The sequence below is a fragment of the Bacillus sp. NSP9.1 genome (assembly GCF_000465465.2).
GTDB classification, from domain to species: Bacteria; Bacillota; Bacilli; order Bacillales; family Bacillaceae; genus Bacillus; species Bacillus sonorensis_A.
This window is the reverse complement of sequence record NZ_CP048273.1, coordinates 4,155,292-4,169,199: the sequence shown is the minus strand read 5'-3', so window position 1 is coordinate 4,169,199 and position 13,908 is coordinate 4,155,292. Positions and strand designations below refer to the sequence as shown.

Below are 13,908 nucleotides of genomic sequence, written 5' to 3'. Positions count from 1 at the left end.
ATGGGGGGTTATTATGGCTTTATTTATTTCATTATTTGCTGCTTTTATGATTATAGGAACACTAATAGGTGTATTAATGCTAATCCCAAGTAAAACAAGAAAAGCTGGACTTCGACTGGCTCTTTTTTGTATTATTACTTTACTTTCAATAGCACTAATTAATAAATTTTTTCTAAAGTACGAAAATGAACCAGTTGCCACCATTACTCCAGAAGAATATAAAAAAATAAAAGAAGGCATGACTTATGATGAAGTCAAAAAAATTGTTGGGGGCAAAGCAAAATCTGAAGAAAAAATTGGTGACTCATCAACAGATTATGATTTCGACGGAGAGGATGGCTTAGAAAGTCATGCAGCTGTATTCCTTCATTTTGTTGCTGATAAATTAAGTGTCAAAAGTGAATATGGGTTAATTACTAAAAGTGATCAATCAGAATTAAATGCCTCATCTTCTGAGAATGAGACAAGCGATATCAGAAATAAAATTGAAGGTTTGGTCAATGAACATTTAAAGAACGTTTCTATTGAAGACGTTGAAGTCAATCAAGACTTGGGAAATGATAAAAAAGATCAATACATTGCATTAGTTCACTAATCATTTGATCTTAAAAATTCATCAACAACAACAAAAAAGATGATTGAACTGTATAGTGAAGATTTGGCTGCTCGCCTTGCTGAGGAAGACAGAAGTATTAGTGAACTTTCTGTATTTTGGAAAGCACCCTATATAGATGAAGACGAAACTTTAGCCAAATTCTCTTATAAAAGATCTGGTGAAAAAATGGTGACCAGTGAAAGAAATTATTCTCAACTCTTAAATTAAATTATGACCCCATTCGAAAGGATAGGTTAGATCTTTTAAGCTATTAACTTATAAAAAATCAAGATCGTTTTATCCTTAAAAACAAAAACATTTAGGTTTATAGGCCTAATCAATAAGATTCATTTTCATGGATGGACAGGATTTATTCACTAATCATTTCCGTAAAGTGGTAAACTCTATGCTGATTGTAACCATTAGTATTAGAGGAGAATGCCATGAAAACCTTGGATGTTCAGGCGTTGCACCATGCAATTGACAAAACGCTGGAACAATTAAAACAACAATCAGATGAAATTGCCAATGTCAAAAAAAGTGTGGATGGAATCACGTCCCTTGACGATGCTTTAAAAGGAAAAGGCGGCGATGCCATTCGTAACTTTTATGAAGAATGTCACACCCCTTTCTTGAAGTTCTATGAATCTTTTATTGACGAATACCAGTCAGCACTGAAAAAAATCAAAAATGCATCGGAATCCCTTGAACCGAATCACAACGGATATATTTCGCAAGCCTTTCTTGAACACGAATTGGAACAGGGCTTGAATGCAGCTGACCGAACAACTAAACACTTGGTATCCAAAGCAAATGCTACGATGGCAAAAGTCAGCCATATTGTCGATCTGCCGGATTTGAACGACAACGATTTTCATGAACAAAATCGAAAAGCAATGAAAGAAATCAATCAGACGATTGAAAAGCTGCACACCTTTGACAGGGAGCAGACAAACGCCCTCAAAACCGCTGAAAACGACCTTGAAACGATGCAAAAATACATCTCAAGGCTCGAGAAAATGTATACCGGGCCTAAAATTGAAATCACCGGCTATCAAAAAGGATCGATTTTAAAACCGGATGAGATGGATACCCTGAGTGGAAATCAAGAAACAGCGATGGGTGTTATGTTGAAAAAAGTCGGAGACAAAGAAGACACTGAAATGAATACTCTCGCCGACCCTGACCGAACAAAAAAATTGGCGACACAAAAAGTTTCTAAGAAAGTGTATAGTGAAGAGGAGTTAGAAAAGCTAGAAAAGAAATATACTGTTTATAATGACACAGTGTACCGAGCTTATATAGATGGTGATATAATCGTCAAGATAGAACCCGCATACACCCTTCCTGAAAATGTTGAAAAAAGCGAATGGGAAAAATATCTAGAGACTGGTTTGGAATTTGCAGGAGTTTATGATGCAGTAAGAGCCGGATTTGGGTACGACATTGCAACAGGTGAAATCGTTTCAGTCAAAGATCGTTTTTTAGCTGGATTTTATGTCACACCTTTTGGAAAAGCATTTAAATACGGAAAACGCGGTTACAAATTATTCAAAGGTGAGGAATCAGCAAAGAAAATTGCAAAGGTTGAGAAAGGTGCGAAAGCAGCTAAGGATGTTGGAAAAGTTGAGAAGAAAACTTCTAAAACTACGAATGATGTTCTTAAAAACCCTATCGAGAGCAAGTTTAAAGGGACTGGAGACCTTGATAAACTTTATAAGAGTGTGTCTTTAGGAAAAGGAACTACAGGCAGAACAAAACCAAATAATTTAAATGAACAATTAGCTATGAAGGAAGTGCTCTCAAACCCTAATACCGGCAAACCTATACCGTTAAGAAAAGGGATGACAGACTCTCGTTGGCCTAAAGATGAAGGCTGGGTTAAAATGTCTAAGAATGTGAATGGCGTCGAAGTTCATTATTTAAAAAACACTAAAACAGGCCAGTTCGATGATTTTAAATTCAAATAAATGAAGGTGACAATAAATGAAAGTTAAATGCAAGATGAATACAGGCTTAGAATTATCAGAAAAAACTTACGAAATTGGTTACAGCCCTGAAACCATCTTCGATTTAAAAAAAGACGAACAATATAGCGTTTATGGTATTTGTGAATGGAATTCTTCTTTACACTTTTTAATCAAAGGTGAAGAAGACAACTTTCCATCTTGGTATCCCTCGGAATTATTTGAAGTTACGGAGAAACAGTTGCCACTAGAATGGTATTTTAATTTCGATAGGGATAATGATATTTCCGCAGTGTGGGGTTATAAAGAGTTGGTGATGGATGAAAGCCATTTCGATGGTTTAATGGAGCGAGAAAACGATGCGTTAAAAGTATTTTTAGAACGAAAAAAAGAAATAGACGAAGATTTTTGCTAATTAATTAAGTTAAAAGACGCTAAACAGGCGTCTTTCTTTTTTACTCCGACACCACGGCAACCCAGCAAAAACGGAGCTCATATAGTACCTTCAGAACTTTTAAAATCATAAATGAGGGGGATATCAATGGGATATGATCCTTTAATTTCAAATTTGTGCTTCGGAGCCCGCGATAGTTGCAACAACTTTTTCCTTTGTTTACAGGTAGTTGATTTTCTTTTATAATTTTGATTAACATGAATGTCAATGAAAAGAGGTTTTTTTTTGTCACCACGTACAAAGGAACAGAATGAAGAAATTCGAAGACAGCGGAAACAGGACATTTTACGGGCAGCCATCTTGGTTTACGCCGAAAAAGGATACTCAGCTACCGAAATGGGTGATATTGCGGCACAGGCTGGCCTGGCGCGTGGATTGGTGTATCACTATTTTAAGAACAAGCAAGCCTTGTTCCGTGAATTGTATGAGGATATAATGGCCAAGACCCAGCAGACAACGGTGTCACACTTTCAGCAGGATCGGCCACCGTTGGAATTGTTAAGTGAGTATGCACGATTAGTATGCAGGCAGGTTTTGAATGAACCAGCCGTTTCGCAATTTTATATGAGGATTAGTCTGGACATCCATTTATTTTATACTGAAGAACAGCTTTCTTCTTTTGAATGGGTAAGGGCTTTTATTGAACCCATTATTTCTGTAATCAAACAAGGTATTCAACAGGGGACGGTTCGTCAAGGGAATCCGAGCCTTATGGCTATGCAATTCTGGGGGGCTATATCACAAGGTATGAACTACTTGGGACAACTTCAGAAAGAAGGAACAACCGAGCAACCCGTAAAGGATCGGTTAATGACTGTGGTAGAGGAAGTTACAGAAACAGCTCTAGCGATCGTGAAGCCGGAATAAATTTTTTTGATTTTATATTGACATTCATGCGAATCAAAAAAGAGGTGTGGATTATTACATTCGTAACGATGACACAAGCGGAGTTTGATGCATTAAGTGACGAGAGGCTCGGGTGGGTATGTGTTGAGTCTACTCTTTTAAGTATTCGTGGGAAGGATGCTGCGGCAAAATCAGCAGCGATTACTAGTTTGAATAGGAGTCAGCAGGCACTGTGCATGTTTAGGGTTTTTTATGATCATGCAAAGGACTCCGCGAACGAGTTTTACTCTTGGGTGTCTTATTTGTTGCAGACACCGGGATACTGGACAGGTGTGACTGGGGCCCTGAACTATTTCAATGATCAAAATCTGCTGAAACTGCTCGAAGATACAAAGCAGACCATTGAGATTAATGGGCATAATGCTCACGCAGAAGGTGACGCCTTCAAAGAACGACAGAGAGATCAGGAACTGTTACATATCATCAATCGATTATACGAACGATTTCAAGAGATCGTTGCCGACAGTCTGATAAAAATTGGTGATTTCATCCGGTCCCATCCACAGGACTTTGTTATTTTGGCAAAATAATTCGAATCAAATGGAACTGGATTTGATTGAACGTACAAAATAACAGACAGCCTGATCTGATCAGATCAGGCTGCCATGTTTATACCGGATTTAAAATTCGATTTAAAAATTGTTTGGTCCGTTCTTCTTTCGGTGCCGAAAAGATTTGTTCCGGCGGTCCCTGCTCGACGATGACGCCGCCGTCGATAAAGACGACTTCATCTGCGACATCCTGGGCGAATTTGATTTCGTGAGTGACAACGACCATTGTCCAGCCTTCATTCGCCAGGTCTTTCATGACCTTCAGCACTTCGCCGACCAGCTCCGGGTCAAGGGCCGATGTGGGCTCATCAAAAAGCATCAGCTCAGGCTTGATGGCCAGCGCCCGGGCGATACCGACGCGCTGCTGCTGTCCGCCTGACAGCTGAAACGGATAGAGATCCATTTTGTCCTCTAGGCCGACTTTTTTCAAAAGCTGTACCGCTTCTTTTTTGACTTCCTCTTTAGCGCGTTTTTGCACCTTTACGGGGCCTTCCATCACATTTTCAAGCACGGTGCGGTGCGGAAACAGGTGATAGGCCTGAAACACCATTCCCGATTTTCTGCGGAGGCGAAGCAAATCGCCAGGCTTATGCTTCTTTGAAAAGTCGATGGTAAAGTCTTCAAAGGAAAGGATGCCGCGGTTTGGAATTTCAAGCGCATTCAGGCAGCGAAGCAGCGTTGTTTTTCCGGACCCGGAAGGCCCTAAAATGGCGATCACTTTTCCTTTTTCGATATTCAAGTCGATCCTTTTTAACACTTCATTTTCGCCGAAGGATTTATTCAGCCCTTTAATCGCAAGCATTGTCCATTTCCTCCTTATTTCGCCACATACCGGTCTAAACGCCGTTCAATCTGCTGCTGAGCAATCGCAAGAACAAAACAGATAATCCAATAAATGAATGCGGCTTCGATATAAATGATTAAAATCTGGTCAAGGTGTGTCGCTCCGATTTCCTGGGCTTTGCGGAATAATTCGGCGACCAAAATCTGCGACGCGAGAGATGTGTCCTTAATTAAGCTGATAAATGTATTGGATAATGGCGGAATCGACACCCGCACGGCCTGCGGCAGAATGATTCTGGAAAGCGCCGTTTTTTGCGTCATTCCGATCGAGTAGGCGGCTTCCCATTGCCCTTTTGGGACGGAAAGGATGGAAGCGCGGATAATTTCCGACGCATAGGCGCCGACATTCAATGAAAAGGCGATAACAGCGCTCGGAAACGGAGCAATCGTCACATTGAAAGCCGGAAATAAGTAAAAGATGATAAACAGCTGAACGAGCAGCGGTGTTCCCCGGATCGCTGAGACGTATATGCCGAAAACCGCCTTTAAGATACGCGATTTTGACATTCTCGCCAGAGCCGTGATCAGCGCGATGATCATGCCGAAAAGAAAAGAGAGAATGGCAAGGGGAATCGAATAATAGATTCCCCTTAGAAAAATCGGCCAAAATGACTCGCGCACAAGATCCCACGGGATGGCTGCGCCGATGGCCAAAGCCTGTATATTATTGAGAAACATCTTCGCCAAACCATTTCTTCGCGATTTTACCCAGTGTGCCATCCTCTTTCATATCGTTCAGCGCGGAGTTGACTTTCTCCGCCAGTTCGCCGCTTCCTTTGCGGAAAGCGAAATACGTCTTTTGCGGATCACCGGTTTCAAAAGCGATTTTCAAGTTTTTGTTTCCTGACGACTTCAAGTAGTTCAGTACGGCAAGTTTATCATTGTAAGTCAGGTCGACGCGGCCCTGCTGGATAAGCTGGAAGGATTGCGCCATTCCTTCAACACCTTCGATATTCGCCCCGGCCTTTTTCGCCAGATCGTTGTAGTTGCTTGTTAACGACTGTGCCGCCGTTTTTCCTTTTACATCTTGTTCAGATTTGATTTCGTTATTGTCCGCTTTCGTGACAACAACCGCTTGGGATGTTGTATATGAATCGGAAAAATCGTATTGGTCTTCACGCCCTTTTTTGCCGACCTGGTTGGCCACCACGTCAAACCGCTTTGAATTGAGGCCGGCGAACATGCTGTCCCATTGCGTTTCTTTAAAATCGACTTTCAGATTGAGACGCTTGGCGACTTCTTTTATAACCTCGACGTCATAACCCGTTAATTTGTCCGTTTTTTTATCATGGAAGGTAAAAGGCTCATATGTTCCTTCTGTACCAACGGTCAATACACCTTTATCTTTGATCGAGGACCAAAGGTTTTGATTTTCGCCTGTCTTCTGATCCTCGGACTTGTCGCCCGACTGCCCGCAAGCGGCTGCCACGGCGATCAACAGCGTCATGAGTGCAGCGAATATTGCTTTTTTCATTGTTAATCCCCACTTTTCTGATTGGATTTAATTGATTTGATTTTACTTAAGGACCTTCCAAAAGTAAAGCATAAAGCTTTTTTATTATGAGTCAAGCGATTCGTTTTTAGTGATCAAGCTTGGGAATGGCTGATATTCCATTTTTTTAAGCGGTATTGAAGGCTTTGTCTGCTGATCCCCAATGTCCGTGCCGCCTGTGACACATTGTAGTTGCATTTTTTGAGCGTTTTCTGAATATAATATTTTTCGGTGTTCTCGATTTGTTCCTTTAAAGGAGCTGACGAGGCGGAAGGCGGCTGCGGGAAAACGTCGAATCCAGATGTGTGGGGGAGCTGCTCTTTTGCCGCCGTTTTTGTCCTGTATTGCAAGGGAAGATGCGTGAGGTCGATGTTTTCCTCATAAGCCATCAAGTTCATCGCACCTTCTATCAAATGTTCAAGCTCCCTGACGTTCCCCGGCCAATCGTAGGAAAGTAAAAACTGGCGCACTTCATCTTCAAGCCCTTTGACTTCCATTTGAAATAAGGCATTGTATTTATCAATAAAATGCTTTGCAAGCGGCAGGATATCGTCCTTCCGATCTTTGAGCGGAGGGATGAACAGCGTGACGACGCTCAGCCTGTAGTAAAGGTCTTTTCTCAGGCGCTTTTCGCTGACGGCGTCGATCGGATCTTCGTTCATCGTCGCGATAATTCTGACATCGATCGGCGTGTCTTTTGCAGCACCGATTCGTCTGATGGTTTTCTCCTGGATGGCCCGCAAAAGCTTCGCCTGCAAATTCAAGTCCAATGAATTGATTTCATCAAGAAGGAGTGTCCCGCCATCGGCTTGTTCAAATAGGCCGGGGCGGTCGACAGCTCCCGTAAACGCGCCTTTTGCCGTTCCAAATAAAAGACCTTCGACAAGACTTTCAGGAAGGGCCGCGCAGTTTTGCGAGATAAACGGACCTGTCGAACGCTGGCTGCCGTTATGGATGCTTTGAGCAAACAGCTCTTTTCCGGTTCCGGTATCCCCTACAATGAGAATGGAAGAGGAGGTTCGTGTCGCCCGTTTCGCGTGTTCGGCAACTTCCAGGATCTCCGGGCTGACGCCGATCAGGCTGTCAAACGTATATTTTGTATTTTCGGTTTTATTCATGTTTTCCCTGATCAAGCGTTCAAGCTTTGTCACATCTTTAGCAATCTCGACGGCTCCTATGATATGACCGTTTTCCATAACCGGAAACGTATGATTGACGGTTGTAATCTCCTGTCCTTTGTTATTGAAGTATGTCTGCTTGACGTTTTTGATCGTTTTTCCGTATTGAAGCGCCTGTACGAGTGTGCTGTCATGATGGCTGGCAAACGTAAATACATCCAGCAGGTTTTTGCCGAGCACATCTTGAGCATCCATGCCTTCGATTTGCGTCATTTTAGTGTTGTACACGACCGAAGTGCCGTTTTCATCGACAACATGCAGGCCGATATCAATTTCATCACTAATTTTTTTGAAAATGTGCTCCATGAATTGGCTGTCTGTCAGCAAGTCAATTTCCCCCTTTGTCTGTCTCTTATTAATTGTAAGCGAAAACTAGAGAGGTGCAAAATGGTTTTGCATCATCTTTTGCACTTTGGGAGAAAAGGTGCATAAAAATTTGCGGATGAAAAACAGAAAATTCGTGCGGACTGCGGTTTTTTATGTTGGCATAAAATTTGCATGTTAGAAAGGGTGTAAGAAAAAAACGACATCTGGCATGTATGTCCTAACAAACAAGAAGGAGGAATCAGAATGGCGGTTTTATCAAAGTCCGAAGAAATTATGAAGAAAACGGCACATTACGGCGCAAACAACTATCATCCGCTGCCGATCGTGATTTCCGAAGCGGAAGGTGCATGGGTGAAAGATCCTGAAGGAAACCGGTACATGGATATGCTTAGCGCCTATTCCGCTGTCAACCAGGGGCACAGGCATCCGAAAATTATTCAGGCGCTGAAAAATCAAGCCGATAAGATTACGTTGACATCAAGGGCTTTTCACAATGATCAACTCGGTCCTTTCTATGAAAAAGTGGCATCATTGACGAAAAAAGACATGGTTCTGCCGATGAATACAGGCGCAGAAGCGGTTGAGTCAGCGGTCAAAGCGGCGCGGCGCTGGGCTTATGATGTAAAAGGCGTGGCCGACAATCAAGCGGAAATCATCGCGTGTGCAGGCAATTTTCACGGCCGTACGATGCTGGCTGTATCCCTTTCATCTGAAGCGGAATATAAGCGCGGCTTCGGCCCGATGCTTCCCGGTATTAAGCTGATTCCTTACGGAGATGCAGAAGCGTTGAAAAACGCGATTACAGCGAATACAGCCGCTTTCTTATTCGAGCCGATTCAAGGCGAGGCGGGCATCGTCATTCCGCCGGAAGGCTTTTTACAACAGGCGGCGGAGATCTGTAAAGAAAACAATGTGCTGTTTATCGCTGATGAAATCCAGTCCGGACTTGGGCGCACAGGTAAGATGTTCGCCTGCGATTGGGAAGGCATTGTTCCGGACATGTACATTTTAGGAAAAGCGCTCGGCGGCGGAGTGTTTCCAATCTCATGTATCGCGGCGAACCGCGATGTACTCGGCGTCTTTAACCCTGGCTCCCACGGCTCGACCTTCGGCGGAAACCCGCTGGCATGCGCCGTCTCCATCGCCGCGCTTGACGTCCTGGAAGATGAATGTCTTGCTGAACGCTCTTTAGAGCTTGGCGAATATTTTAAAGAAAAGCTGCTGCAAATCGATAATCCAAGCATTAAAGAAGTGCGCGGCAGAGGACTTTTCATCGGAGTGGAGCTGACGGAAGCTGCGCGCCCATATTGCGAACACTTAAAAGAAGAAGGGCTGCTGTGCAAAGAAACGCATGAGACCGTCATTCGGTTTGCGCCTCCTTTGGTCATCTCCAAAGAGGACCTCGATTGGGCCATTGAAAAGATTACCCGTGTTTTGTCGAAATAATCAAAACGGCTGAACAATAAGGGATTGTTCAGCCTGTTTTTAGCCATGGGGTGCGAAGTTTGTCGTAAATTGAAATATAAGGAAATTATTCAGAAGATTTAAAAAATAGTCATTTCATCACAAGGGGATTGTAGGATAACAGGGGGAAAATCACACGGAAGGGGTGTAGGCGGTTTGAATCATGAAAACAGAGAACAATATACACTGAAAAGGACGATGAAGTCACGGCACCTGTTTATGATCTCGCTTGGAGGCGTGATCGGGACGGGGTTTTTCCTGGGAACGGGCTATACCATCAATGAAGCGGGGCCGATCGGAGCAATCCTTTCCTACCTGGCCGGCGGAATGATCATGTATTTCACAATGCTCTGCCTTGGTGAACTGGCAGTGGCCATGCCGGTCTCAGGCTCGTTTCAAACATATGCGACGAAGTTTATCGGACCCGCCACAGGATTTGCCGTTGGCTGGATCTACTGGCTCGGCTGGTCGGTCACCTGCGCATTGGAGTTTCTTTCGGCGGGACAGCTCATGAAAAGGTGGTTTCCTGATGTCGACGTCTGGGTCTGGTGTTTGATTTTCGGAGCGCTGCTTTTTTCGCTCAATGCGCTCTCTGCAAAGGCTTTTGGAGAATCCGAATTTTGGCTGTCCGGGATCAAGATCATCGTTATCCTTCTTTTCATCATTCTCGGCGGCGGCGCCATGTTTGGCCTGATCGACATGGAAGGCGGACAGCCTGCGCCGTTTTTCTCCAATTTGATTGGGGATGGCATATTTCCGAACGGTTTCGGCGCCCTATTTATCACGATGATTACGGTCAACTTTGCTTTCCAGGGTACAGAGCTGATCGGAATCGCGGCGGGTGAAAGCGAAGACCCGGAAAAGACGGTGCCCCGCTCGATCAAACAGACGGTATGGCGGACACTGGTCTTTTTCGGTTTGTCTGTCTTTGTGCTTGCGGGTTTGATACCGTGGGAAAAAGCCGGTGTTGTTGAAAGTCCTTTTGTCGTTGTGTTTGAACAGATTGGCATTCCGTATGCAGCCGATTTGATGAACTTTGTCATTTTGATCGCTTTATTATCAGTGGCGAATTCGGGTTTGTACGCTTCGACACGGATGCTGTACTCCTTGGCGAACGAAGGAATGGCGGCTTCAGCTTTAAGGAAGGTCAATAAACGGGGCATTCCGATGAACGCGCTGTTGATCACCCTCGGCTTCGCCGGGCTGTCGCTTATTTCAAGTGTCGTCGCCGCTGAAACGCTGTATATTTGGCTGCTGTCGCTCGCCGGATTAAGCGCGCAAGTCGGCTGGATCACGATTACCATTTCACAGCTGCTGTTTCGAAGACAATATATAAAAGAAGGCGGAAGGGTGGAGGATTTGAAATTTAAAACGCCTTTCTATCCCTTTTTGCCGTTGGCCGGCTTTATTTTAAACAGCGCGGTACTTGTGAGCCTGGCCTTTGATTCAGAGCAGCGAATGGCCTTGTATTGCGGTGCATTGTTTATGGCGGCCTGCTATGTTGTGTATCATTTCTTTGTGAAAAAACGACAGACAAAACAACAGCCGTTAGAAAGAACGGCGCAGCAAAATCGAATGAATGATGAGGTGGTTGTTGATGAATAAACATGTTTCTCTGATTGGAATGCCGATGGATTTGGGACAGGCAAGGCGCGGCGTCGATATGGGGCCGAGCGCGATCCGCTATGCCCATCTCGTTGAGCGCGTGTCTGATTTAGGGTATGATATCAAGGATCTCGGCGATGTGCCGATCAACCGCGATCAGCCTAAGGGTGACAAAGGGCTGAAAAATTTAATTTCTGTGTTGGAAGGCAATCAGCAATTGGCCGGCATCGTCGACAATGTCGTCGAACAGGGCCGCTTTCCCCTCGTTCTCGGCGGAGACCACAGCATCGCCATCGGAACGCTCGCCGGCGTCGCCAAGCATTATAAACAGCTCGGTGTGATCTGGTATGACGCACACGGAGATTTAAACACGCTGGAAACGTCGCCGTCAGGCAATATCCACGGGATGCCGCTGGCGGTGAGCCTTGGTGTGGGAGATGAAAAGCTTGTCAATCTGCACGGGTATGCGCCGAAAATCAAGCCGGAACATGTCGTCATCATCGGCGCACGCTCACTTGATGAAGGAGAGCGGAAATATATCCGGGAAACGGGGATGAAAGTCTACACGATGCATGAAATTGACCGCATGGGGATGACGAAGGTCATTGAAGAAACGATCGAGTACCTGACGGCAAACTGTGACGGCATCCATTTAAGCCTTGACTTGGACGGCCTTGACCCAAGCGATGCTCCGGGAGTGGGCACACCTGTTGTCGGAGGCATCAGCTACAGGGAAAGCCATTTGGCGATGGAAATGCTTCATGATGCGGACATCATCACGTCGGCTGAGTTTGTCGAAGTCAATCCGATCTTGGATTATAAAAATCAAACCGGTGAAGCGGCCGTCGAATTGATCGAATCGCTGCTGGGAAAAAAGCTGTTGTAAAAAATGCAAAAGGGAGGGCATCTATTCGGATGCGCTTCTTTTTTTAACTGCTTAACCCGCCCCGTAATATCAAAACAAAGCCAAAAATTCCTTTACAGGCTTCGGCAGAAAGCTGTCGGCCCGCCAGACAACGGACGGCGTCAAAATAAACGGGTTGTCTTTAATCTCCAGCGTCTGAACGTGTTTGGCAAAATGCTCGGGAAGCATGGATAAAGGCAAAATCGTCGCTCCGAATCCCGACGTGACAAGGCTGAGCAGTGTCGTTGAATCATGGCATTCGCAGACGACAGTCGGCTCTACACCGGATCTTTGAAAGGTTTGTACGACCTCATCATAAATCCCTTTGCCGTGCGTCGGTCTTAGTAAAATGAGCGGCAGGCCGGAAATGTCGTTCAGCTCGGCTTCCCTCGTTAGTCCGTACGATTGATTGACGGGGAGAACCAGCTTGCAGGGAATATCGGGGAGGCTTTTTGTTTCGATATTTTTGCTGTGAAAAGGCGTTGTCGTAATCGCCGCATCAATCTGCCGGCTTTCCAGCAGTTCTCTCAGGCGCATCGGTTCGCCCTCCCAAATGTTAAACATTAAATGCGGATACATCTCTCTGATCTCTGAGACTTTGGACAAAAGGAGTGCCGCACAGTAAATTGTTGAGCCGACGGAAAGCGTTCCATTGACTTCTTCGTGCAACTCCCGCACCTCCAGGATGGAATCCTCAAGTTTATGCAAAATCTCCTTCGCCCGCTTTAGAAACACCTCTCCTTCATACGTCAGCGTCAAGCTCTTCTTTTTGTTGCGGTCAAACAACACAACCCCCAACTCCTCTTCCATTTGCTTGAGCTGTCTGCTTAAAGGCGGCTGTGCAATATGAAGCTTCTTTGCAGCCGTTGTGATTTTTCCTTCCTTGGCAATCGTGACAAAGTATTTTAATTGACGGATATCCATGACGGTCCTCCCCTTTATATACCTTAAAAGTATTATATGTAGATTTTATAGATATTTTCAATATGGAAAATAGAGGCGTATCATTTTAAATGAAGGCACCACAGAGGAAGAAAGGAGGATGCATATGAAGATCATCGTCGGTATCACGGGCGCGACCGGCGCCATTTTTGGCGTGCGGATGCTGGAGTGGCTGAAAAAAGCCGACATCGAGACACATCTTGTCATCTCACCATGGGCAGGGGCCACAATCCAGCATGAAACAGGATACACCATAAAAGATTTGGAAATGCTTGCGTCTTTTACATACTCGCATAAAGACCAGGCAGCCCGTATTTCAAGCGGTTCCTTTCAAACAGACGGTATGATAGTAGCGCCGTGCAGCATGAAAACATTGGCGGCGATCCGCACCGGTCTGGCGGATAATCTTCTGACCCGTTCGGCGGACGTGATGCTGAAGGAACGGAAAAAGCTCATCCTTTTAACGAGGGAAACCCCGCTGAATCAAATTCACCTTGAAAACATGCTTGAACTATCGCGAATCGGCGCGGTCATTCTTCCGCCCATGCCGGCTTTTTATAACCATCCCCAAAACTTGACCGAAATGGTCGACCATATCGTATTCCGGACGCTGGACCAATTTGGCATCCATCTGTCCGATGCGAAGCGCTGGGAAGGGATGAAACAGGCAAAATAAAAGG

General features: G+C 44.8%; 15 protein-coding genes. 10 read left to right on the top strand and 5 right to left on the bottom strand.

From position 1 onward, the window contains the following. The first annotated feature begins 13 nt into the window (after positions 1 to 13). The 6 genes from M654_RS21615 (at position 14) to M654_RS21595 (ending at position 4,452) form a co-directional block, all read left to right on the top strand. Entirely contained in the window at positions 14 to 595 is a 582-nt protein-coding gene (locus tag M654_RS21615; protein WP_236251170.1) for a hypothetical protein, read from the top strand. A 39-nt stretch (positions 596 to 634) separates the two neighbouring features. After that, entirely contained in the window at positions 635 to 823 is a 189-nt protein-coding gene (locus tag M654_RS24040; protein ID WP_236251169.1) for a hypothetical protein, read from the top strand. A 215-nt stretch (positions 824 to 1,038) separates the two neighbouring features. Further along, positions 1,039 to 2,565 (top strand): T7SS effector LXG polymorphic toxin, encoded by a 1,527-nt coding sequence (locus tag M654_RS21610; protein WP_236251168.1) that lies wholly within the window; start codon positions 1,039 to 1,041, stop codon positions 2,563 to 2,565. Between the two features lie 16 nt (positions 2,566 to 2,581). Continuing rightward, positions 2,582 to 2,977 (top strand): hypothetical protein, encoded by a 396-nt coding sequence (locus tag M654_RS21605; RefSeq protein ID WP_026585862.1) that lies wholly within the window; start codon positions 2,582 to 2,584, stop codon positions 2,975 to 2,977. 264 nt (positions 2,978 to 3,241) lie between these two features. Beyond that, complete coding sequence (locus tag M654_RS21600) at positions 3,242 to 3,883, top strand: TetR/AcrR family transcriptional regulator (protein WP_026585863.1); 642 nt, start codon at positions 3,242 to 3,244, stop codon at positions 3,881 to 3,883. A 215-nt stretch (positions 3,884 to 4,098) separates the two neighbouring features. After that, a complete protein-coding gene (locus M654_RS21595; RefSeq protein ID WP_152520949.1) occupies positions 4,099 to 4,452 on the top strand; it encodes a hypothetical protein in 354 nt (117 codons plus the stop codon). A 79-nt stretch (positions 4,453 to 4,531) separates the two neighbouring features. Here M654_RS21595 and M654_RS21590 read toward each other — a convergent pair whose 3' ends face one another. The 4 genes from M654_RS21590 to M654_RS21575 all read right to left on the bottom strand — a co-directional run bounded on the left by M654_RS21590 (position 4,532) and on the right by M654_RS21575 (position 8,313). Then, entirely contained in the window at positions 4,532 to 5,275 is a 744-nt protein-coding gene (locus M654_RS21590; RefSeq protein ID WP_026585865.1) for an amino acid ABC transporter ATP-binding protein, read from the bottom strand. A gap of 14 nt (positions 5,276 to 5,289) precedes the next feature. After that, a complete protein-coding gene (locus M654_RS21585) occupies positions 5,290 to 5,994 on the bottom strand; it encodes an amino acid ABC transporter permease (protein ID WP_026585866.1) in 705 nt (234 codons plus the stop codon). Continuing rightward, positions 5,981 to 6,790 (bottom strand): cystine ABC transporter substrate-binding lipoprotein TcyA, encoded by an 810-nt coding sequence (gene tcyA, locus M654_RS21580; RefSeq protein ID WP_026585867.1) that lies wholly within the window; start codon positions 6,788 to 6,790, stop codon positions 5,981 to 5,983. The genes M654_RS21585 and tcyA overlap by 14 nt, the downstream gene beginning before the upstream one ends. A 113-nt stretch (positions 6,791 to 6,903) precedes the next feature. Beyond that, positions 6,904 to 8,313 carry a sigma-54 interaction domain-containing protein gene (locus M654_RS21575; protein WP_026585868.1) on the bottom strand — a complete coding sequence of 470 codons (1,410 nt, stop codon included), beginning with the start codon at positions 8,311 to 8,313 and terminating at the stop codon, positions 6,904 to 6,906. Positions 8,314 to 8,556: 243 nt separating this feature from the next. Between M654_RS21575 and M654_RS21570 the strand changes: the two genes are divergently transcribed. The 3 genes from M654_RS21570 (at position 8,557) to rocF (ending at position 12,268) form a co-directional block, all read left to right on the top strand. Then, positions 8,557 to 9,759, top strand: a complete 1,203-nt coding sequence (locus tag M654_RS21570; RefSeq protein ID WP_026585869.1) for an ornithine--oxo-acid transaminase — start codon at positions 8,557 to 8,559, stop codon at positions 9,757 to 9,759. 216 nt (positions 9,760 to 9,975) lie between these two features. After that, positions 9,976 to 11,382, top strand: a complete 1,407-nt coding sequence (locus M654_RS21565; protein ID WP_236251294.1) for an amino acid permease — start codon at positions 9,976 to 9,978, stop codon at positions 11,380 to 11,382. Beyond that, on the top strand, positions 11,375 to 12,268 hold the full coding sequence (gene rocF / locus M654_RS21560) for an arginase (protein WP_026585871.1): 894 nt from the start codon (positions 11,375 to 11,377) through the stop codon (positions 12,266 to 12,268). Before M654_RS21565 ends, rocF begins: the two co-directional genes overlap by 8 nt. 69 nt (positions 12,269 to 12,337) lie before the next feature. Here rocF and M654_RS21555 read toward each other — a convergent pair whose 3' ends face one another. After that, entirely contained in the window at positions 12,338 to 13,210 is an 873-nt protein-coding gene (locus M654_RS21555) for a LysR family transcriptional regulator (RefSeq protein WP_026585872.1), read from the bottom strand. Between the two features lie 124 nt (positions 13,211 to 13,334). On the opposite strand from M654_RS21555, the gene M654_RS21550 reads away from it, so the two are divergent. After that, on the top strand, positions 13,335 to 13,904 hold the full coding sequence (locus M654_RS21550) for a non-oxidative hydroxyarylic acid decarboxylases subunit B (RefSeq protein WP_026585873.1): 570 nt from the start codon (positions 13,335 to 13,337) through the stop codon (positions 13,902 to 13,904). The last annotated feature ends 4 nt before the right edge of the window (positions 13,905 to 13,908 follow it).

Bases quoted from the DNA above. Each gene is read 5' to 3' on its own strand.
- M654_RS24040 (WP_236251169.1), top strand. From the start codon at position 635: ATGATTGAACTGTATAGTGAAGATTTGGCTGCTCGCCTTGCTGAGGAA.
- M654_RS21555 (WP_026585872.1), bottom strand. From the start codon at position 13,210: ATGGATATCCGTCAATTAAAATACTTTGTCACGATTGCCAAGGAAGGA.
- M654_RS21595 (WP_152520949.1), top strand. From the start codon at position 4,099: ATGTTTAGGGTTTTTTATGATCATGCAAAGGACTCCGCGAACGAGTTT.
- M654_RS21590 (WP_026585865.1), bottom strand. From the start codon at position 5,275: ATGCTTGCGATTAAAGGGCTGAATAAATCCTTCGGCGAAAATGAAGTG.
- rocF (WP_026585871.1), top strand. From the start codon at position 11,375: ATGAATAAACATGTTTCTCTGATTGGAATGCCGATGGATTTGGGACAG.
- M654_RS21565 (WP_236251294.1), top strand. From the start codon at position 9,976: ATGAAGTCACGGCACCTGTTTATGATCTCGCTTGGAGGCGTGATCGGG.
- M654_RS21570 (WP_026585869.1), top strand. From the start codon at position 8,557: ATGGCGGTTTTATCAAAGTCCGAAGAAATTATGAAGAAAACGGCACAT.
- tcyA (WP_026585867.1), bottom strand. From the start codon at position 6,790: ATGAAAAAAGCAATATTCGCTGCACTCATGACGCTGTTGATCGCCGTG.
- M654_RS21585 (WP_026585866.1), bottom strand. From the start codon at position 5,994: ATGTTTCTCAATAATATACAGGCTTTGGCCATCGGCGCAGCCATCCCG.
- M654_RS21610 (WP_236251168.1), top strand. From the start codon at position 1,039: ATGAAAACCTTGGATGTTCAGGCGTTGCACCATGCAATTGACAAAACG.
- M654_RS21615 (WP_236251170.1), top strand. From the start codon at position 14: ATGGCTTTATTTATTTCATTATTTGCTGCTTTTATGATTATAGGAACA.
- M654_RS21550 (WP_026585873.1), top strand. From the start codon at position 13,335: ATGAAGATCATCGTCGGTATCACGGGCGCGACCGGCGCCATTTTTGGC.
- M654_RS21605 (WP_026585862.1), top strand. From the start codon at position 2,582: ATGAAAGTTAAATGCAAGATGAATACAGGCTTAGAATTATCAGAAAAA.